This window comes from Streptomyces sp. NPDC049040 (assembly GCF_043197715.1).
In the GTDB taxonomy this organism is placed as follows: domain Bacteria; phylum Actinomycetota; class Actinomycetes; order Streptomycetales; family Streptomycetaceae; genus Actinacidiphila.
In genome coordinates, this window is record NZ_JBICTO010000001.1 from 619192 (window position 1) to 637900 (window position 18709).

Consider the following 18709-nt stretch of genomic DNA (forward strand, 5'->3'; position numbering starts at 1 on the left):
GTGGTGGGTTGGCCTGGGGAGAACCTGGGTATTTCTGGGGACAGGCCTGGGGACAACCCGTAGTCGCCTGTGCATGGGGTGTGCACAACTTTCCGCCGTCCACAGGACCCCATGGTTGTCCACCGCCCCCACCCACAGGCCCTGGGGATAAAAAACGGGGCCTGACCTGCGCAGGAACCGGTTATCCACGGTATCCACAACCCCTACTACTACGACTACACGTAGATACCGGGGAAACTGCTTCGAAGCGGGTCCTGTGCACAACTCGGCCCTCGTCGCCCGGCCGACCGTGTCGCCGCTTGACGCCAAGCCGCTCCGAGTGACAGTCCTGTGCGTCAGACTGTTCCCCGACAGCTGGCAACAAGCAGGAGGCGGTTCCGGTGAAGATCCGGGTGGAGCGCGACGTACTCGCCGAGGCAGTGGCTTGGGCAGCCCGAAGCCTTCCGGCCCGCCCCCCGGTGCCGGTGCTCGCCGGACTGCTGCTCAAGGCCGAGGAGGGCCAGCTGAGCCTTTCCGGCTTCGACTACGAGGTCTCGGCCCGGGTCGCCGTCGAGGCGGAGGTGGACGAGGAGGGCACCGTCCTGGTGTCAGGGCGGCTGCTCGCCGACATCTCCCGGGCGCTGCCCAACCGCCCGGTGGAGATCTCCACCGACGGCGTCCGCGTCACCGTGGTCTGCGGCAGCTCCCGCTTCACGCTGCACACCCTGCCGGTCGAGGAGTATCCGGCGCTGCCCGCGATGCCCGTCGCGTCCGGCACGGTCCCCGGCGAGATCTTCGCCGCCGCGGCCAGCCAGGTCGCCATCGCCGCCGGCCGTGACGACACCCTGCCGGTGCTGACCGGTGTGCGGATCGAGATCGAGGGCGACACGGTCACGCTGGCCGCCACCGACCGCTACCGCTTCGCGGTCCGCGAGTTCCTGTGGAAGCCGGAGCAGGCGGACATCTCCGCTGTCGCCCTGGTGCCCGCCAAGACGCTCCAGGACACCGCCAAGTCGCTCACCAGCGGCGACACCGTGTCCATCGCGCTGGCCGGCTCCGGCGCGGGCGAGGGCCTGATCGGCTTCGAGGGCGCCGGGCGCCGTACGACCACCCGGCTGCTCGAAGGCGACCTGCCCAAATACCGCACGCTCTTCCCGACCGAGTTCGCCTCCGTCGCGGTGATCGAGACTGCGCCCTTCGTCGAGGCCGTCAAGCGCGTCGCCCTGGTCGCCGAGCGCAACACCCCGGTGCGGCTGAGCTTCGAGCAGGGCGTGCTCACCCTGGAGGCGGGGTCGAGCGACGATGCACAGGCTGTGGAAAGGGTCGACGCCAAGCTGGAGGGCGACGACATCTCGATCGCCTTCAACCCGACCTTCCTGCTGGACGGGCTGAGCGCGATCGACTCCCCCGCGGCGCAGCTGTCGTTCACCACCTCCACCAAGCCGGCGCTGCTCAGCGGCCGGGCGGCCGTCGATGCCGAGCCCGACGAGGCGTACAAGTACCTGATCATGCCGGTGCGGCTGTCCGGCTGAGCCCGCACGCAGCCGCCGACGCGGCCGACGTAGGCTCATCCCAGGTCAGGTTCAGGGTCAGGCAGCAACCGGCGTCCACCGCATTCCCGGGCGCCCGTGACGCTTCGAACGAAGGATGTGTGATGGAGCTCGGTCTCATCGGTCTCGGCAAGATGGGCGGCAACATGCGCGAGCGCATCCGCCGCGCAGGCCACACCGTCATCGGCTACGACCGCAACCCGGATCTCGCCGATGCCCACAGCCTCAAGGAGCTGGTGGACTCGCTGCAGGAGCCGCGCGTGGTGTGGGTCATGGTGCCGGCCGGCGCCGCGACCCAGTCCACCATCGACGAGCTCGGCGAGCTGCTCTCCCCCGGCGACCTGGTGGTCGACGGCGGCAATTCCCGCTGGACGGACGACGAGAAGCACGCCGAGCAGCTGGCGGCCAAGGGCATCGGGTTCGTCGACTGCGGCGTCTCCGGCGGCGTCTGGGGCCTGGCGAACGGCTATGCGCTGATGTACGGCGGCAAGGCAGAGGACGTCGCCAAGGCGCAGCCGATCTTCGACGCGCTCAAGCCCGAGGGCGACACCGGCGCGGTCCACGCGGGCCGGGTCGGCGCCGGCCACTTCGCGAAGATGGTCCACAACGGCATCGAGTACGCGATGATGCAGGCCTACGCCGAGGGCTGGGAGCTGCTCGAGGCGGTGGATTCCGTCACCGACGTCCGTGAGGTCTTCCGCTCCTGGAAGTCCGGTACGGTCATCCGCTCCTGGCTGCTCGACCTGGCCGTGGACGCCCTCGACAAGGACGAGCACCTGGGCGCCCTGCGCGGTTACGCCGACGACTCGGGCGAGGGACGCTGGACGGTGGAGGCCGCGATCGACAACGCGGTGCCGCTGCCGGCGATCACCGCCTCGCTCTTCGCGCGCTTCGCGTCCCGCCAGGACGACTCGCCGCAGATGAAGATGATCGCCGCGCTGCGCAACGAGTTCGGCGGCCACGCGGTCACCGCCGCCGAGTAGGCGGTCCGCACAGCACACAGCAAGCAGGGAGGTCGGCGCGGCGACGCGCCAAGCACGCGATGCACGTAGCGCACCTGTCGCTCGCCGACTTCCGCTCCTACGCCCGGGCCGAGGTCCCTCTCGACCCGGGCGTCACGGCTTTCGTGGGCCCCAACGGGCAGGGCAAGACCAACCTCGTCGAGGCGGTCGGCTATCTGGCGACGCTGGGCAGCCACCGGGTCTCCTCTGACGCGCCGCTGGTCAGGGTCGGCGCCGAGCGGGCGGTGGTGCGGGCCCAGGTCGTGCAGGGCACGCCCGCCGACGGTGAGCGCCGCCATCTGCTGGAGCTGGAGATCAACCCGGGCCGGGCCAACCGGGCCAGGATCAACCGCTCCAACCAGGTCCGCCCGCGTGACCTGCTCGGCATCGTCCGCAGCGTGCTGTTCGCACCTGAGGACCTGGCGCTGGTCAAGGGCGACCCGGGTGAGCGCCGCCGCTTCCTCGACGAGCTGATCACCGCCCGCGCACCCCGGCTTGCGGGAGTCCGCAGCGACTTCGACAGGGTGCTCAAGCAGCGCAACACGCTGCTGAAAACCGCCGCGCTGGCCCGCAGGCACGGCGGCAAGGGCGCCGACCTGTCCACCCTCGACGTGTGGGACCAGCACCTGGCCAGGGTCGGCGCGGAGCTGCTGGCCCACCGGCTCGACCTGGTGGCGGCCCTCCAGCCGCTGGCCGACAAGGCGTACGAGCAGCTGGCGCCCGGCGGCGGCCCGGTGGGCCTGGACTACCGCAGCTCGATCGGCGACGAGGCGATGGCGGGCGCCGGCGGCCGCGAGGAGCTCTTCGAGCGGCTGCTCGAGGCGCTGGGTGCGGCCCGGCGGCAGGAGATCGAACGCGGGGTGACACTGGTCGGCCCGCACCGGGACGACCTGCTGCTCAAGCTCGGCCCGATGCCCGCGAAGGGCTACGCGAGCCACGGCGAGTCCTGGTCGTACGCGCTGGCACTGCGGCTGGCCTCCTACGAACTGCTGTGCGCGGACGGCGACGAGCCGGTGCTGGTGCTGGACGACGTCTTCGCCGAGCTGGACGTCAGGCGCCGGGAGCGGCTGGCGGAGCTGGTGGCCGCGGGCGAGCAGGTGCTGGTCACCGCGGCGGTGGACGACGACGTACCGGGGGTGCTGCGCGGTGCGCGCTTCGCGGTGGAGGACGGGACGGTGGTTCGGCAGTGAGCGAGACAGCGGGGACAGGCGACGTACCCCAGCAGCCGGCGGCCCCCGAGGCGTCGGGTGTGGACCTGGCGCGGGTCGCGCTGCGGGCGGCCAAGGAGCAGGCCAGGGCGAGGGGCGCCGCGGCCGTACAGAAGAAGCAGGCCAGGCGGGGCGGGCTGCGCAGCGGTGCCAGGGCGGACGGCAGGGATCCGCTGCCGCTGGGCGCGGCCATCAACCGGCTGATCACCGAGCGCGGCTGGGAGGCTCCGGCGGCGGTCGGCGGGGTGATGGGCCGCTGGCCGCAGCTGGTCGGGCCCGAGGTCGCCCAGCACTGCTCGCCCGACCGCTATGACGAGGACGCGCGGGTGCTGACCGTGCAGTGCGACTCCACCGCGTGGGCGACCCAGCTGCGGCTGCTGGCCCCGACCCTGGTGGCCCGGCTGAACGCCGACCTCGGCCACGGCACGGTGAAACTGCTCAAGGTGCTGGGTCCGGCGGCGCCGCCGCGCAACTACGGCAGGCTGCGGGCGCCGGGCAGCAGGGGACCCGGGGACACCTACGGCTGAGCGGGCCCGTCCGCGCGTGCGGACGACCTGCCGCAGGGCGGCGCAGCACTCGCGCGCCGCCCTTTTCGTACGCCCGCGCGACCGCGGAGCCGCGCCCCTGCTCAGCGTAGCCGGGCCTTGACAGCCGGAAGCCCTGGACGCCCGTGTGAGCGGTTTTGGCACCGGGGCCGCGTGTAGGGAGTCGGGCGAGTGCGGTTTTGGGCGGCACATGGGAAGGCAGGTACCGGCAAAGCCCCATTCATGTCGGCGCTACCGGTAGACTGATCCCACACCGCCCTCCCCTGGCATCGCGGCAGGGGTTACCCAGCGGAACATGTCGAAGACGCAGCCGATCCCGCCCTGCGGGACCCGGCTCGTGCTGTGCCAGAAAGGGCGCTTCGTGGCCGATTCCGGCAACCCCAACGAGAAGTCCAGCAAGTCCTACGACGCCAGCGCGATCACCGTGCTCGAAGGCCTCGACGCGGTGCGCAAGCGCCCCGGTATGTACATCGGCTCGACCGGTGAACGCGGCCTGCACCACCTCGTGCAAGAGGTGGTCGACAACTCGGTCGACGAGGCGATGGCCGGTCACGCGGACACCATCGATGTGACGATCCTCGCCGACGGCGGCGTCAGGGTGGTGGACAACGGCCGCGGTATCCCGGTGGGCATGGTCGCCTCCGAGGGCAAGCCGGCCGTCGAGGTGGTGCTGACCGTGCTGCACGCGGGCGGCAAGTTCGGCGGCGGCGGCTACGCGGTCTCCGGCGGCCTGCACGGCGTCGGCGTCTCCGTGGTCAACGCGCTGTCGACCCGGGTCGCGGTCGAGGTCCGCACCGAGGGCCACCGCTGGACGCAGGACTACAAGCTGGGGGTGCCCACCGCGCCGCTGGCGAAGAACGAGCAGGTCGAGGAGACCGGCACCTCGGTCACCTTCTGGGCCGACCCGGACATCTTCGAGACCACCGACTACTCCTTCGAGACGCTGTCGCGCCGCTTCCAGGAGATGGCGTTCCTGAACAAGGGGCTGCGGATCTCGCTGACCGACGAGCGCGCGGACCACGTCGACGAGGAGGGCAAGCCGCTCACCGTCTCGTACCACTACGAGGGCGGCCTGGTCGACTATGTGACGTATCTCAACTCGCGCAAGGGCGAGCTGATCCACCCCACCGTCATCGACATCGAGGCGGAGGACAAGGAGCGGCTGCTCTCCGTCGAGGTCGCGATGCAGTGGAACAGCCAGTACAGCGAGGGCGTCTACAGCTTCGCCAACACCATCCACACCCACGAGGGCGGCACCCACGAAGAGGGTTTCCGCGCGGCGCTGACCACCCTGGTCAACAAGTACGCGCGGGAGAAGAAGCTGCTCCGTGAGAAGGACGACAACCTCAACGGCGAGGACATCCGCGAGGGCCTGACCGCGATCATCTCGGTCAAGCTCGGCGAGCCGCAGTTCGAGGGCCAGACGAAGACCAAGCTGGGCAACACCGAGGCGAAGACCTTCGTCCAGAAGGTCGTGCACGAGCACCTGACCGACTGGCTGGACCGCAACCCGACCGAGGCCGCGGACATCATCCGCAAGTCGATCCAGGCGGCCACCGCCCGGGTCGCGGCCCGCAAGGCGCGCGACCTGACCCGCCGCAAGGGCCTGCTGGAGTCGGCGTCGCTGCCGGGCAAGCTCAGCGACTGCCAGTCCAACGACCCGACGAAGTGCGAGATCTTCATCGTCGAGGGCGACTCGGCCGGCGGCTCGGCGAAGTCCGGCCGCAATCCGCAGTATCAGGCGATCCTGCCGATCCGCGGCAAGATCCTTAACGTGGAGAAGGCCAGGATCGACAAGATCCTGCAGAACACCGAGATCCAGGCGCTGATCTCGGCCTTCGGCACCGGGGTCCACGAGGACTTCGACATCTCCAAGCTGCGCTATCACAAGATCATCCTGATGGCGGACGCCGACGTCGACGGCCAGCACATCAACACCCTGCTGCTGACCTTCCTCTTCCGCTTCATGCGTCCGCTGGTCGAGGCCGGGCACGTGTACCTGTCCCGGCCGCCGCTGTACAAGATCAAGTGGGGTCGTGACGACTTCGAGTACGCCTACTCGGACCGCGAGCGCGACGCGCTGGTGGATCTGGGCAAGCAGGGCGGCAAGCGGATCCGCGAGGACTCGATCCAGCGCTTCAAGGGCCTGGGCGAGATGAACGCGGAGGAGCTGCGGGTCACCACGATGGACATCGACCACCGGGTGCTCGGCCAGGTCACGCTCGACGACGCCGCCCAGGCCGACGACCTGTTCTCGGTGCTGATGGGCGAGGACGTGGAAGCCCGTCGCTCGTTCATCCAGCGCAACGCCAAGGACGTCCGGTTCCTGGACATCTGAGTCGGCCCCCACTTTGGCCGTGTGAAAGGACAATCTGACAGCGATGGCCGACGAGACCCCCAACATCCCTCCCGTGCCCGACGTCCCCGACTCCGAGCGGGAACTGCGCAACGAGGCCGGCGGACTGCGTGTCGAGCCCGTCGGGCTCGAGACCGAGATGCAGCGCAGCTATCTCGACTACGCGATGTCCGTCATCGTCTCCCGCGCGCTGCCGGACGTGCGCGACGGCCTCAAGCCGGTGCACCGCCGGGTGCTGTACGCGATGTACGACGGCGGCTACCGGCCCGAGAAGGGCTTCTACAAGTGCGCGCGCGTCGTCGGCGACGTCATGGGCACCTACCACCCGCACGGCGACTCGTCGATCTACGACGCGCTGGTCCGGCTCGCGCAGCCGTGGTCGATGCGGATGCCGCTGGTGGACTCCAACGGCAACTTCGGTTCCCCGGGCAACGACCCGGCCGCCGCGATGCGGTACACCGAGTGCAAGATGATGCCGCTGTCCATGGAGATGGTCAGGGACATCGACGAGGAGACCGTCGACCTCCAGGACAACTACGACGGCCGCAACCAGGAGCCGACGGTCCTGCCGGCGCGCTTCCCGAACCTGCTGATCAACGGTTCGGCCGGCATCGCGGTCGGCATGGCCACCAACATCCCGCCGCACAACCTGCGCGAGGTCGCCGACGGCGCCCAGTGGTGCCTGGCCAACCCCGACGCGACCCCCGAGGAACTCCTCGAGGCGCTCATGGAGCGCATCAAGGGCCCCGACTTCCCGACCGGCGCCCTGGTCGTCGGCCGCAAGGGCATCGAGGACGCCTACCGCACCGGGCGCGGCTCGATCACCATGCGGGCGATCGTCGCGGTCGAGGAGATCCAGAACCGGCAGTGCCTGGTCGTCACCGAGCTGCCGTACCAGACCAACCCCGACAACCTGGCGCAGAAGATCGCCGACCTGGTCAAGGACGGCAAGATCGGCGGCATCGCCGACGTCCGCGACGAGACCTCGTCGCGGACCGGTCAGCGGCTGGTCATCGTCCTCAAGCGGGACGCGGTCGCCAAGGTGGTGCTGAACAACCTCTACAAGCACACCGACCTGCAGACCAACTTCGGCGCCAACATGCTCGCCCTGGTCGACGGGGTGCCGCGCACCCTGTCGCTCGACGCGTTCATCCGCAACTGGGTGAACCACCAGGTCGAGGTCATCATCCGGCGTACGCGCTTCCGGCTGCGCAAGGCCGAGGAGCGCGCCCACATCCTGCGCGGCCTGCTCAAGGCGCTCGACGCGATCGACGAGGTCATCGCGCTGATCCGGCGCAGCGACACCGTCGAGGTCGCGCGCGAGGGCCTGATGGGCCTGCTGGAGATCGACGAGATCCAGGCCAACGCGATCCTGGAGATGCAGCTTCGCCGGCTGGCCGCCCTGGAGCGGCAGAAGATCATCGCCGAGCACGACGAGCTGCAGGCGAAGATCAACGAGTACAACGCGATCCTCGCCTCGCCGGAGAAGCAGCGGCAGATCATCAGCGAGGAGCTGCAGGCCATCGTCGACAAGTTCGGCGACGACCGGCGCAGCAAGCTGGTGCCCTTCGACGGCGACATGTCCATCGAGGACCTGATCGCCGAAGAGGACATCGTCGTCACGATCAGCCGCGGCGGCTACGTCAAGCGCACCAAGACCGAGGACTACCGCTCGCAGAAGCGCGGCGGCAAGGGCGTGCGCGGCACGAAGCTCAAGCAGGACGACATCGTCGACCACTTCTTCGTGACCACCACCCACCAGTGGCTGCTGTTCTTCACCAACAAGGGCCGGGTCTACCGCGCCAAGGCCTACGAGCTGCCCGACGCCGGCCGGGACGCGCGCGGCCAGCACGTGGCGAACCTGCTGGCCTTCCAGCCCGACGAGCGGATCGCCCAGATCCTGGCCATCAAGGACTACCAGGCGGCGCCGTACCTGGTGCTCGCCACCAAGTCCGGCCTGGTGAAGAAGACCGCCCTCAAGGACTACGACTCCCCGCGGGCCGGCGGCGTGATCGCCATCAACCTGCGCGAGTCCGAAGGCGAGGTCGGCGGCATCGCGGGATCGGACGAGCTGATCGGCGCCGAGCTGGTCTCGGCGGAGGACGATCTGCTGCTGGTCAGCCGTAAGGCGCAGTGCATCCGCTTCACCGCGTCGGACGACGCGCTGAGGCCGATGGGCCGGGCGACGTCCGGCGTGAAGGGCATGAGTTTCCGCGAGGGTGACGAACTTCTCTCGATGAATGTCGTCAGGACCGGTACGTTCGTCTTCACCGCCACCGACGGCGGTTATGCGAAACGCACCGCGGTGGACGAGTATCGGGTGCAAGGCCGCGGCGGACTCGGAATCAAGGCGGCCAAGATCGTGGAGGACCGGGGCTCGCTGGTCGGGGCGCTGGTGGTCGAGGAGACCGACGAGATCCTCGCCATCACGCTGAGCGGCGGGGTCATCCGGACGCGGGTCAACGAAGTCAGGGAGACAGGCCGTGACACCATGGGCGTCCAGCTGATCAACCTCGGGAAGCGGGATGCCGTCGTCGGCATCGCGCGCAATGCCGAGGCGGAGGACGATCCGGAGGCGGCCGGTCTTGCCGGTGGCGAGGATGATGACAGCGTGCCCGGCAACGAGCACGACAGCGAGCTTGACGTTGCGGCCGAGGGCGTGCAGCCCCCGGCCGGTGAACCGGAGGAGTAAGCCGTGAGTGGAGCCACGGGCGCCGCGGGCGGGGCCGGGAGGTCCGGGGGTGCCCGTGGCTCGGCCAACCTCAACGGCCCGGACGAGGGGGGATTCGCCGTGACGGGCACGCGTCAGCCGGCACAACCGCAGCAGCCGCCGCAGGCGTACGCGCCACCGCCGCCCGGCGCACCGCCGGCGCCGCCGGCCACCGCGCCGGCCGGGCGCGGCAGCCGCGGGTCCGGGGGCAAGCCGGGTTCGTCCGGCGGGGGCGGGCACGGCTCGCCGGCCTCGGCCGGTGTACGCCGGCCGCGCCCGGCCGCGCGTACCGCGCCGCGCACCCGCAAGGCGCGGCTGCGGATCGCCAAGGCCGACCCATGGTCGGTGATGAAGGTCAGCTTCCTGCTGTCCATCGCGCTGGGAATCTGCACGATCGTGGCGGTGGCGGTGCTGTGGATGGTGCTGGACACCATCGGCGTCTTCAGCACCGTGGGCTCCACGATCAGCGAGGCCACCACCTCCGAGCAGGGCGGCAAGGGCGGCTTCGACCTGGTGTCGTTCCTGTCCCTGTCCCGCGTCATGGTCTTCACCACGGTGATCGCGGTCATCGACGTGGTGCTGGCCACCGCGCTGGCCACGCTGGGCGCCTTCATCTACAACCTGTCGGCTGGTTTCGTGGGCGGCGTGGAGCTGACGCTGGCCGAGGACGAGTAGGGCGCGCGATACCGATTTTGGGACATGGCCTGCCGTGCGCTAATCTTTCGGTGCGGCGAGGGGCTATAGCTCAGACGGTTAGAGCGCTTCCCTGATAAGGAAGAGGCCCCAGGTTCAAGTCCTGGTAGCCCCACCAGCGCGAAGAGGTCCCACTCAGTCGAGTGGGACCTCTTCTGCATCTCCGGCCGACATCTCCGGCCGACACCGGCGGCCCCGCGCGAGCCCGGTCGGGAGACACGGAGGCGTCCGCCGCCGATTCCGAGTCAGGGCGGGGCCGCGGCGCCGGGGCCCGGGGACTTCGGCGGTGCCGCAGTAGCCTTTGGACACCGCGATGAGCCCGGCACCCCCGGCGGCCGCCGCACCGGTGGCCGGCGTCGAGGGTCGGCCGGGTCGCGCCAGACCGGCACTGGGGAGATGTGGTCGACGTGCACGTGTTCGTCCCGGCGGAGTTCGATCTGTACGAGTTCGACGAGGGGAAGGCAGGGGAGGGGCGGAGCCCGGGTGGGCGGCGATGGTTCGGCCATTGGGACGGGCTGATCGGCGAGCCTGCCGAGGAGGTCCATCTCGGATGGTCCTCAGGCGGGGCCGTCGCCATCGTGTGCACGTCCGGGCGCAGCTACGGCAGGGCCGAGGCGAGGTCCAGGGCGGCGCACCTGGCCCTGGGCGGTGACGCCCTCCCGATTCCCGGCCGCCCGCAGGGACCGCGGGCCACCCACGAGGCGATCGAGGGCTTCGAGGGCTCGGGGCTGTGGACCGGCGGAAGCGCACCGGACCAGGAGGATTTCGCGGAGACCGCGGCACCGGACGGTTTCTCCATCGGCTACCGGCGGCTCGAAGGCGGCATCGTCTTCATCGCGGCCGTGAACGTCGATCCGGCCCGGTTCGGGATCCGCAGGGTGCAGGACTGGTCCGTCTACGACGTGGACGCGCGGACCGGTTTCCCGCTCGGCGCGCCGCGGGGAGGGTGACCTCCCGGGCCGGGTGCCGGGTGTCGGTTCGTGCCTTCGGGTGAGGGGGGTGTGGGGTGCGGAGAACAGGGGTAGGGCATGCCGACCTCAGGTCACCGTTCGGTATCGGCTGCTGTGTATAGTCGGGCGGGTCAGATGCTGTCCCCACCCATGAAGGAGGAGGTCACGCGATGAAGAAGTTTCTCCTGGTCGCACTGGCCGCCGTCGCCGGGCTGTTCGTGTACCGACAGATTCAGGCGGACCGCGCCGAGCAGGACCTGTGGACGGAAGCCACTGACGCGGTTCCGACGGGTACCGGCTCGAACGTGTGAGACGGCGTTGCGGCGCCGTGAGGTGCCGCGACCGCCCCCGGGTCCCGGCCGCTGACTGCGGCCGGGACCTTCGTTGTTGCAGGACCGTGACCGCAGCCGCTTGAGTTTGCGCCAGCAAATGAATTACTTTGCTTGAGCAAACGAGGAGCGCGTGTGCGGAAACGAGGGGGAAGTGGCGCCATGAGACGACGACCACCGCCGGGGCGGTTCCTGCTGCCGGCCGCCGGCCTGCTGCTGGCGGGGGTGAGCCTGCTCACCGCGCCTGTCGCGTCCGCCGCGCCGCCCGCGACCGGGAGCCAGGACGGCAGCCTGATCATGGTGCTGGACTCCTCAGGGTCCATGGCGGGCCCCGACGGCTCGGGCCACACCAGGATCGAGTCGGCCCGCACCGCCGTCGGCTCCGTGGTGGACTCGCTCCCCGACGGCTACCCGACAGGACTGCGGGTCTACGGCGCGGGCAAGACCCACGGCTGCGACGACACCTCGCTGGCCCAGCCGGTCACCGCGCTGGACCGGGCCGCGATGAAGCAGGCGGTGGCCGCCGTACAGCCCAAGGGGGACACCCCCACCGCGCTCGCCCTCACCAAGGCCGCGGCCGACCTGCCGGCGCAGGGGCGGCGGACGATCCTGCTGGTGTCGGACGGGGAGTCCAACTGCGGGTCGCCCAAGCCCTGCGAGGTGGCCGCGGGACTCGCGGGCGACGGCCTGGACCTGCGGATCGACACAGTCGGCTTCCAGGTCAAGGGCGCAGCGCGCGACGAGCTGGAATGCATCGCCAGGGCCGGCCACGGCGCCTACTACGACGCCCCCGACGCCGCTGCCCTCGGCCGGCAGCTGGTGCGGGCCTCCCAGCTGAGCGCCGACGCCTACCGGATGGCGGGCGACCCGGTGACCGGCGGCGCCACCCCGGCCAAGGCGGCGGCCATCGGTCCCGGCCAGTACACCGACACCATCGGCCCGGGCGAGACCCGCTGGTATGCCGCCACCCTGGACGCGGCGAGCACCGCCGACCTGTCCGCGACGGCGGTGCCCCAGCCGGGTGTCGCGGTCGACTACGGCGACGGCATCGAGGTGAAGCTGGCCGGGACCGGGGCGTACTCCTACACCTGCGGCTCCGACTCCGCGCACTTCGCCCAGGACGAGGGCGCGATGATCCTGACCGGCGCGGTGAGCCGGGTGCCCAGCCGCGATGGCAAGGACGACTGCGACAAGGCGGGCCGCTACCTGTTCTCCGTGCACCGCACCACGGCAGCCACCTCGGACCGCAGCCGCTGGCCGGTCGAGCTGCGCTTCGACAACGAGGCGCCGCTGCCCGCGGGCACGGTCGCCGCCGCCGCGCGGACCGACTACGGCACGGCCCCCGCGCCGCTGACCGGCACCCCGAAGGACGTGGTCGGCGGCACCGGTTTCAACGACGCCACGACGGTGGCCAAGGGCGTCTGGCGGGACCGCCTGCTGCCCGGCCAGACCCGCTACTACAAAGTGCATGTCGGCTGGGGCCAGCAGCTCACCTACGCGGCCGAGTTCGCCAACGAGCCGGTGCTCGACGGCGCCTCAGCCGCGGCCTCGACCTTCGTGGCGACGGCCGCGTACGCGCCGGGCCGGCTGCCCGTCGACGGCGCCTCGGACGCGCGGGACGACCGCCTCTACACCGGTACGCCGGTGTCGGTCGGCCTCGGCACCGTGCCGGTGACCTGGACCAACCGCTGGGTGGACGAGGCGGACGCCGCCACCGTCCACAGCGCGGGCGACTACTGGATCGCGGTCGGCCTCGGACCCGACGCCGCCCAGCTGGCCCGGAACACCGCGGTCGGGGTGATCCTGCGGGTCGACGTCACCGGCACCGAGCTGGCGGGGCCGCAGTACCAGGCGCCCGCGCTCGCGGCCCACGGCGCCGCCCAGGGCGACGGCAAGGCCGGCTCGGGCACCGCGGGCAGCGGGCCGGGCAAGGCGCCCGCCCAGGAGGCGTCCGCCTCCTCGGGCGGTGGGCTCAAGGGCATGGACCTGGTGGCAGCGGGTACGGGCGGCGCCGTCGCGCTGGCCGGAATCGGAGCGGCGGCGCTGGTGCACCGCCTGCGCAGCCGTACGACAAGGGGTGGGGCATGAATCGGGGCAGTTCTGGGAAGCGCGGTGCGGACACCGCGGCGGCAGGGCACGGCCGGTCCCGCGCGGCAGGGAAGCGGGTGCTCACCGCCGCGGGAGCGCTGCTGGCGCTGGCGGCACTCCAGGGGATACAGGGCGGGCAGGCCGTCGCGGACGGCGCCACCCCCACCACGGGACCCGGGACACCGGCGACCTGGCAGCCGCAGGGCACGGTGCTTGCGGGCGCGGCCACGACCGCGGACGCCCCGGCGATGAAGCCCGGGGTCACCTACCGGGACACCATCAAGGTCGGCGAGACCCGCATCTACGGCATCACGCTGGACGCCAAGTCCTCCGCCTACGCGTCCGCCTTCGCCCTGCCACCGCCCGGCGGCCGGGTGGCCTACGGCGACGGCATCGAACTCAAGCTGGAGGGAGCGGACGGCGACGACTGCGACAGTGTCGACGCGCACTTCCAGGACGACGGCGCGGTGCGTCCTGTGGGCAGCGCGGTGGCCCGGCTGATCGGTGTCGACTCCTCTTGCCAGGAGGCCAACCAGTACACGCTGTCCGTGCACCGCACCAGCGACGGCGCCTCGGACCCCGGCGCCTGGCCGCTGGAACTGCGCTACGTGCTCGAGCCGGCGCTCAAGAGCGGCGCCGCGGCCGGCCACGCCCCCGAGGGCGCGGGCACGGCCTCGCCGACGCCGCTGACCAGCGGGACCCCGCAACAGGCCACGGGCGGCACGTCCTTCGAGAGCGCGGCGCCGGTCAAGACCGGCATCTGGAAGGACAAGGTGCTGCCGGGCGAGACCCGCTTCTACAAGGTCCCGGTCGACTGGGGCCAGCAGGCGACCGTCTTCTCGGACTTCTCCAGCGCCCAGGTCACCGACAGCTCCGCCTACATCGGCTCCGGGGTGCGGCTGGCCGCCTACAGCCCGGTGCGCGAGCTCATCGACGACCAGGAGCACTCCTACGCCGGCACCCCGGCGTCGGTGCACGAGCAGCTGGCGCCGGTCTCGTACGCCAACCGTGCGGCCGACGACACCGAGGTCTCCCGGGTGCGCTACGCGGGCTGGTACTACTTCGCGGTCACGGTGCACCCCGATGTGGCCAAGGCGGTCAGCGGCCCGGTGCCGGTGACGCTGCGGGTCGACGTCACGGGTGACGCGCAGCCCGCTCCCGCCTACGCCGGGGACCCGAAGGCCGCGGGGATCGGTGTCGACGCGCACGACGTGTCGTCGGCAGACGGGAAGCCGCAGTCCGCCTCCTCGTCGGCAGGCAGCACCTCGGCGAAGCGTTTCCTCGGCTTCGCGGCGCTCGGCGCGGGGACCGTGCTGCTGCTGGCGCTCGCGGTCTGGACCGTGACCGCGCGGCGCCGGGCGGCGCCGCAGGACACCGTGACGCAGCAGCTGCCGCCGCAGTCATCCGGCTTCGGGCCGCCGCCGTCCTGGTGACGGCGCTGCCGTGCGGTCGTGGCTGACCGTACGGCAACCCTCGCGGAGTCCGTGCCCGGCCGCAGGTCAGCCTGCGCTCGGCCGCAGGTCAGCCGGTGGCCAGCGCGAAGATGCCGACCGCGAAGCAGATCGCGGCCAGCACGAGGACCGGGATCACCACGGAAGGCGGTGGTCCCGGTTTCCGCGTGCGGGCGGGAAGCCCTGCGGACGGGCTCGCGGTGGCCGCTGCGAGCGGTTGCCGCGCGGGCCCCGGCTGCGGCAGGGGCAGGGGGTGCGCGGCCGGGGCAGCCGACGGCTGCGCTGCCGCGGGGCCCGGGATGTCGGTCTTGGTCGGCGCGTGCGCGGGGGCCGCCAGCGGATAGCCGGTCGTCTGCGACACCTGGGGCGGCGGCGCGGCGTGCCGGGGCGCCGATGCGTGCCGCGGCGGTGCGGGCGGCTCCGGCGGCCCTTGCGGGCGTACGGCGGCCTGGCTGGCCACGGGACCGGCGGCGGACACGGTCCCCGGTGCGGCCTCAGGCGCCACCTCAGGCGCCTCCTCAGGCAGGCCCACCGGCCCGCGGCCGTCCGGCGCCCGGAGCGGGCCTTGGGGTCCTCGCGGTCCTTGCGGGCCGAAGCCCTCGGGCAGCGGCCCGATCTGGTCGAAGATCTCCACCGGCTCCTCGTCCGGCGGCGGCTCGGGAAGCAGTTCGACGGCGCCCGCCAGGGCCTTGCGCGCCCCGGTCGCGGTGCGGAACCTCGCCTGCGGGTCCGGCTGCAGCAGCGCCGCGATCACCTGCCAGAGCGGCTCGGGCACCCCGGTGGGCGCCGGCGGCACACCCTGGGCCATGAAGCGCTCCGCTATGGCCCGCGAGTCCGGCTTCTGACCGCCCAGCAGGTAGAGGGCGACCAGGCCGACCGCGTAGAGGTCCGCGGGGACGTCGGGCTCCGCGCCCAGCATCTGCTCCGGCGCGAAATACCCCGGTGTGCCGACCACGTAGTCGGCCTCGGTCAGCCGCGGTTCGCCCTTGCGCATGGCGATGCCGAAGTCCGACAGCCTTACGTGCGGGGTGCCGGTGCCGGTGGCCTCCAGCAGGATGTTGGCCGGCTTGATGTCCCGGTGGATGATGCCCTCGGCGTGCACCGCGTGCAGCCCGGCGAGCAACTGGTCGACCAGCACGCAGACATAGCGCGGGGGAAGCGGCCCGTAGTCGCCGATCAGGTGCGACAGCGAGCCGCCGTGCACCAGGTCCATGGTGAACAGCACCTGGTCGTCGTCGGCCGCCCAGCTGGCCGGCGCCAGCACGTGGGGATGGTCGATCCGCATCGCCTGCTCGCGGACGAAGCGCAGCAGCGCGTGGGCGTCGCTCTGCTGGAGCACCTTCGCCGCCACGTAGCGGCGCCGCCGCTGGTCCCAGGCCCGCCAGACCGCGCCGGCGCCGCCGCGCCCGATCGGGTCGACCAGCTCGTAACGGCCCGCGAAGACCTCACCCATGGCGTACCGCTCTCCCCCTGCTTGCCGTCAGTCCCGGTGCGCCTCGTAGTGGGCGACGGCCTCACTGGTCCGCCCGGCGCCATACACACGAAGGAACTCTGCCAGGTGGGGATGGTCCGGCGCGAGGGAGTGCGCCGCCCGCTCGATCTCCTCGGCAGAGGCGACCGACCGCAGCACCTCCTGGATGCCCCGTACGACCTGCCGGGGCGCTGTCGCGTCCGCGGCCACCGAATGCGTCGTCGTGCCGAGCACGGAGGAGCCCGCAGACTCGCGGATCTCGTCCATCCTGGCCGCCGCCTCCAGCGCCCCGGTACGCCCCTCCGCCACCTGCCAGGCCAGCTCCTGGAGTGCCTGTAGTCGCTGCACCACCGCCGGATTCCCGATCTTGGCCCGCTGCCCGCTCTTGAGCTGCGACAGCATCGGCGCCGACAGCCCGAGCACCGCCGCAAGCCGCGACTGGTTGAGGCCCAGATCCCCGATCAGCCGCTGGAAAAGCTCCCCCAACGGCTCCCCGTACCAACCCCGCTGGAGTTCCCTGGCCTCCAGCGCCCGGGCCATGGCGTCCTGCCCCGAGCCGCCCTGTCCCGAGCCGTCCATAGCCGCTCCTCAGTTTGCGCCTGCGAAATCTGCAAACCATCCTAGGTGCCGCAAACCAGGTTCGGCCCATGGCACCCGAACCGGTACGCTGTTTCCGACGCGGGGCCTTAGCTCAGTTGGTAGAGCGCTGCCTTTGCAAGGCAGATGTCAGGAGTTCGAATCTCCTAGGCTCCACAGTGGTTTAACGCAGGTCAGCGGCCCCCTCGCCCGGTTCGGGTGGAGGGGCCGCTGGCGTCCAGCACGCATCTGGCACACATCAGGCTGCGGCCTGCTCCAGCGCCGCCAGTTCGGCCGCCGCCCGCTGGGCCTTCCGCGCGGCCTTCTGTGCCTTCTCCTTGGCCTTGGCGAGGACGCGGGCGCGGCGCTTGTGCATCTTCTTGCTGACCTCGTCGAGGCGGTCGGGGAAGAGGTGGCCGTAGACGTCGAGGGTCATGGTGGCGGACTTGTGGCCGAGCATGGTCTGGACGACGTTGACGTCGGCGCCGCTGGCGATGGCGAGCGAGGCGGCAGTGTGGCGGAGCTTGTGGGGCGTGACGCCCAGATCGCCGAGTCCAGCTGCCGTGACGGCGGGGTCGAATACCCGGCGGACGAAGTTGCTGGCCCGCAGGGCGCCGCCCTGGGGGCCGGTGAAGAGGAGTTCGCCGGGGTCGCGGCCTTCGAGGTGCGGCCTCAGCTCATCCACGAGGAAGGCGCTGAGGGGCACGGACCGGCGCTCGTGGTTCTTGGGCGTGTCCAGGTAAAGCGTGCCGCCGTCGAGGCCGAAGGCCTCCACGATGTGCGCTCGGCGGGCGGTGAGGTCGATCCGGCCGACCTTCAGGGCGGAGGCTTCGCCCCAGCGGAGGCCGGTGTAGGCGAGGAGCAAGATGAAGGCGCGGTATCCGGCGGCTGAGTCGGCCAGGGCTTCGACCTGGACCTCGTTCAGGTAGACGTGGTCGGCGGGGTTGATGGCGGGCAGCGGCACGCCGGTGGCCGGGTTGAAGGCGAGGCGGCGGGACTTGACGGCGAAGCCGAGGACGCGGCTGAGGACGACGTAGGTCTTGCGGATCGAGCGTGCCGCCTGGGGGCGTCCGTTCGTCGTCCTGCCTGCGGCCAGCTCCGCCAGCCATGCGGCGATGTCGTCGTACTGGATCCTGTCCACAGGCGTGGATCCCCACCTGGGGATAACGTGCGTGTCCAGCGCGATCCGGTAGCGCGCCCGGCTGGAGCGCTTGAGGTGCAACTGGCTTTCGAACCAGGACTCGGCGACCACGGCGAACGGGACGCGTCCGGCGGCAGGGTCTCGGTACGTTCCGTCCCCGAGCCGGGCCTGGAGCTGGGAGCGGAAGTCGTCCGCCTTCACCTTCACGTCGAAGACCTTCATCTTCGGTTTGCCGTCGGGGCCGTACCAGCGCACACGCCAGCGTCCGGGCGGCGTGCGTCCGGCCTGCTTGGCTGCGGCGACCGCGTGCTGGTAGGCGGTGTGGCCGGCGCGGTCCTCGATCCAGACTCGGGCCATCAGGCGCCGGTCCGGTTGCTCGGCAGGGCGGGGCTCTTGTCCACGGGATCTCCCTTTTCCTCTGCCCCTTCGGATGGGGCTGGCGAACGTTGTGGGAGGTTCCCTTGGAGTCGGCGGTTTGGGCCAGCCGTAATTCCGTGATAGAGGCCTCTGGGTTGTGTGCGGCGGATGTTGATTCCATTGTTGCGGCGGCAGTGATATGGTCCGGCTCTTTTCTTTATGCTGAGTAGTGCTACCTGGTGTTGCGCTGTCCAAGGCGGCGAACATGGCTGGTAGGAGGGCACGGGGCGGCGCAAGTCGTCTC

14 protein-coding genes and 2 tRNA genes are annotated in these 18709 nt (G+C 71.2%); 13 read left to right on the forward strand and 3 right to left on the reverse strand.

Translation table 11 applies throughout. The features are described 5' to 3' along the window. Positions 1–380: 380 nt before the first annotated feature. The 12 genes from dnaN to ACGFMP_RS02895 all read left to right on the forward strand — a co-directional run bounded on the left by dnaN (position 381) and on the right by ACGFMP_RS02895 (position 14842). Complete coding sequence (dnaN, locus tag ACGFMP_RS02840) at positions 381–1511, forward strand: DNA polymerase III subunit beta (RefSeq protein ID WP_393669835.1); 1131 nt, start codon at positions 381–383, stop codon at positions 1509–1511. Positions 1512–1633: 122 nt separating this feature from the next. Further along, positions 1634–2512, forward strand: a complete 879-nt coding sequence (gene gnd / locus ACGFMP_RS02845; RefSeq protein ID WP_393669836.1) for a phosphogluconate dehydrogenase (NAD(+)-dependent, decarboxylating) — start codon at positions 1634–1636, stop codon at positions 2510–2512. 59 nt (positions 2513–2571) lie between these two features. Next, positions 2572–3720, forward strand: coding sequence for a DNA replication/repair protein RecF (recF, locus tag ACGFMP_RS02850; protein WP_393669837.1), 1149 nt, complete (start codon positions 2572–2574; stop codon positions 3718–3720). Then, positions 3717–4265, forward strand: coding sequence for a DUF721 domain-containing protein (locus tag ACGFMP_RS02855; protein ID WP_393669838.1), 549 nt, complete (start codon positions 3717–3719; stop codon positions 4263–4265). The genes recF and ACGFMP_RS02855 overlap by 4 nt, the downstream gene beginning before the upstream one ends. 355 nt (positions 4266–4620) lie before the next feature. After that, entirely contained in the window at positions 4621–6621 is a 2001-nt protein-coding gene (gyrB, locus tag ACGFMP_RS02860; RefSeq protein ID WP_393670310.1) for a DNA topoisomerase (ATP-hydrolyzing) subunit B, read from the forward strand. 43 nt (positions 6622–6664) lie between these two features. Beyond that, positions 6665–9331, forward strand: coding sequence for a DNA gyrase subunit A (gyrA, locus tag ACGFMP_RS02865; protein ID WP_393669839.1), 2667 nt, complete (start codon positions 6665–6667; stop codon positions 9329–9331). 3 nt (positions 9332–9334) lie between these two features. Continuing rightward, positions 9335–10024: a DUF3566 domain-containing protein gene (locus ACGFMP_RS02870; RefSeq protein ID WP_393669840.1), complete on the forward strand. Its 690-nt coding sequence runs from the start codon at positions 9335–9337 to the stop codon at positions 10022–10024. A 59-nt stretch (positions 10025–10083) separates the two neighbouring features. After that, positions 10084–10160, forward strand: a tRNA-Ile gene (locus ACGFMP_RS02875). Positions 10161–10440: 280 nt separating this feature from the next. Further along, positions 10441–10992 (forward strand): hypothetical protein, encoded by a 552-nt coding sequence (locus ACGFMP_RS02880; RefSeq protein ID WP_393669841.1) that lies wholly within the window; start codon positions 10441–10443, stop codon positions 10990–10992. A gap of 170 nt (positions 10993–11162) precedes the next feature. Beyond that, positions 11163–11303, forward strand: coding sequence for a DLW-39 family protein (locus ACGFMP_RS02885; protein WP_393669842.1), 141 nt, complete (start codon positions 11163–11165; stop codon positions 11301–11303). Positions 11304–11483: 180 nt separating this feature from the next. Further along, positions 11484–13409, forward strand: a complete 1926-nt coding sequence (locus tag ACGFMP_RS02890) for a VWA domain-containing protein (protein ID WP_393669843.1) — start codon at positions 11484–11486, stop codon at positions 13407–13409. Further along, positions 13406–14842 (forward strand): hypothetical protein, encoded by a 1437-nt coding sequence (locus ACGFMP_RS02895; RefSeq protein WP_393669844.1) that lies wholly within the window; start codon positions 13406–13408, stop codon positions 14840–14842. The genes ACGFMP_RS02890 and ACGFMP_RS02895 overlap by 4 nt, the downstream gene beginning before the upstream one ends. Positions 14843–14930: 88 nt before the next feature. On the opposite strand, the gene ACGFMP_RS02900 is transcribed toward ACGFMP_RS02895, so the two are convergent. Together ACGFMP_RS02900 and ACGFMP_RS02905 are read right to left on the reverse strand one after the other, a co-directional pair. Continuing rightward, complete coding sequence (locus tag ACGFMP_RS02900) at positions 14931–16313, reverse strand: protein kinase (protein WP_393669846.1); 1383 nt, start codon at positions 16311–16313, stop codon at positions 14931–14933. Between the two features lie 27 nt (positions 16314–16340). Next, on the reverse strand, positions 16341–16910 hold the full coding sequence (locus tag ACGFMP_RS02905) for a DNA-binding protein (protein ID WP_393669848.1): 570 nt from the start codon (positions 16908–16910) through the stop codon (positions 16341–16343). A gap of 101 nt (positions 16911–17011) precedes the next feature. On the opposite strand from ACGFMP_RS02905, the gene ACGFMP_RS02910 reads away from it, so the two are divergent. Continuing rightward, positions 17012–17084: transfer RNA gene (locus ACGFMP_RS02910), tRNA-Ala, on the forward strand. 82 nt (positions 17085–17166) lie between these two features. Here the strand turns inward: ACGFMP_RS02910 and ACGFMP_RS02915 are convergent. Further along, positions 17167–18405 carry a tyrosine-type recombinase/integrase gene (locus tag ACGFMP_RS02915; protein ID WP_393669849.1) on the reverse strand — a complete coding sequence of 413 codons (1239 nt, stop codon included), beginning with the start codon at positions 18403–18405 and terminating at the stop codon, positions 17167–17169. Positions 18406–18709: the final 304 nt, after the last annotated feature.

Coding starts and splice junctions, on each gene's coding strand:
- ACGFMP_RS02915 (WP_393669849.1), bottom strand. CDS start 18,405: ATGGCCCGAGTCTGGATCGAGGACCGCGCCGGCCACACCGCCTACCAG.
- ACGFMP_RS02895 (WP_393669844.1), top strand. CDS start 13,406: ATGAATCGGGGCAGTTCTGGGAAGCGCGGTGCGGACACCGCGGCGGCA.
- ACGFMP_RS02890 (WP_393669843.1), top strand. CDS start 11,484: ATGAGACGACGACCACCGCCGGGGCGGTTCCTGCTGCCGGCCGCCGGC.
- gnd (WP_393669836.1), top strand. CDS start 1,634: ATGGAGCTCGGTCTCATCGGTCTCGGCAAGATGGGCGGCAACATGCGC.
- ACGFMP_RS02900 (WP_393669846.1), bottom strand. CDS start 16,313: ATGGGTGAGGTCTTCGCGGGCCGTTACGAGCTGGTCGACCCGATCGGG.
- ACGFMP_RS02905 (WP_393669848.1), bottom strand. CDS start 16,910: ATGGACGGCTCGGGACAGGGCGGCTCGGGGCAGGACGCCATGGCCCGG.
- recF (WP_393669837.1), top strand. CDS start 2,572: ATGCACGTAGCGCACCTGTCGCTCGCCGACTTCCGCTCCTACGCCCGG.
- ACGFMP_RS02885 (WP_393669842.1), top strand. CDS start 11,163: ATGAAGAAGTTTCTCCTGGTCGCACTGGCCGCCGTCGCCGGGCTGTTC.
- gyrA (WP_393669839.1), top strand. CDS start 6,665: ATGGCCGACGAGACCCCCAACATCCCTCCCGTGCCCGACGTCCCCGAC.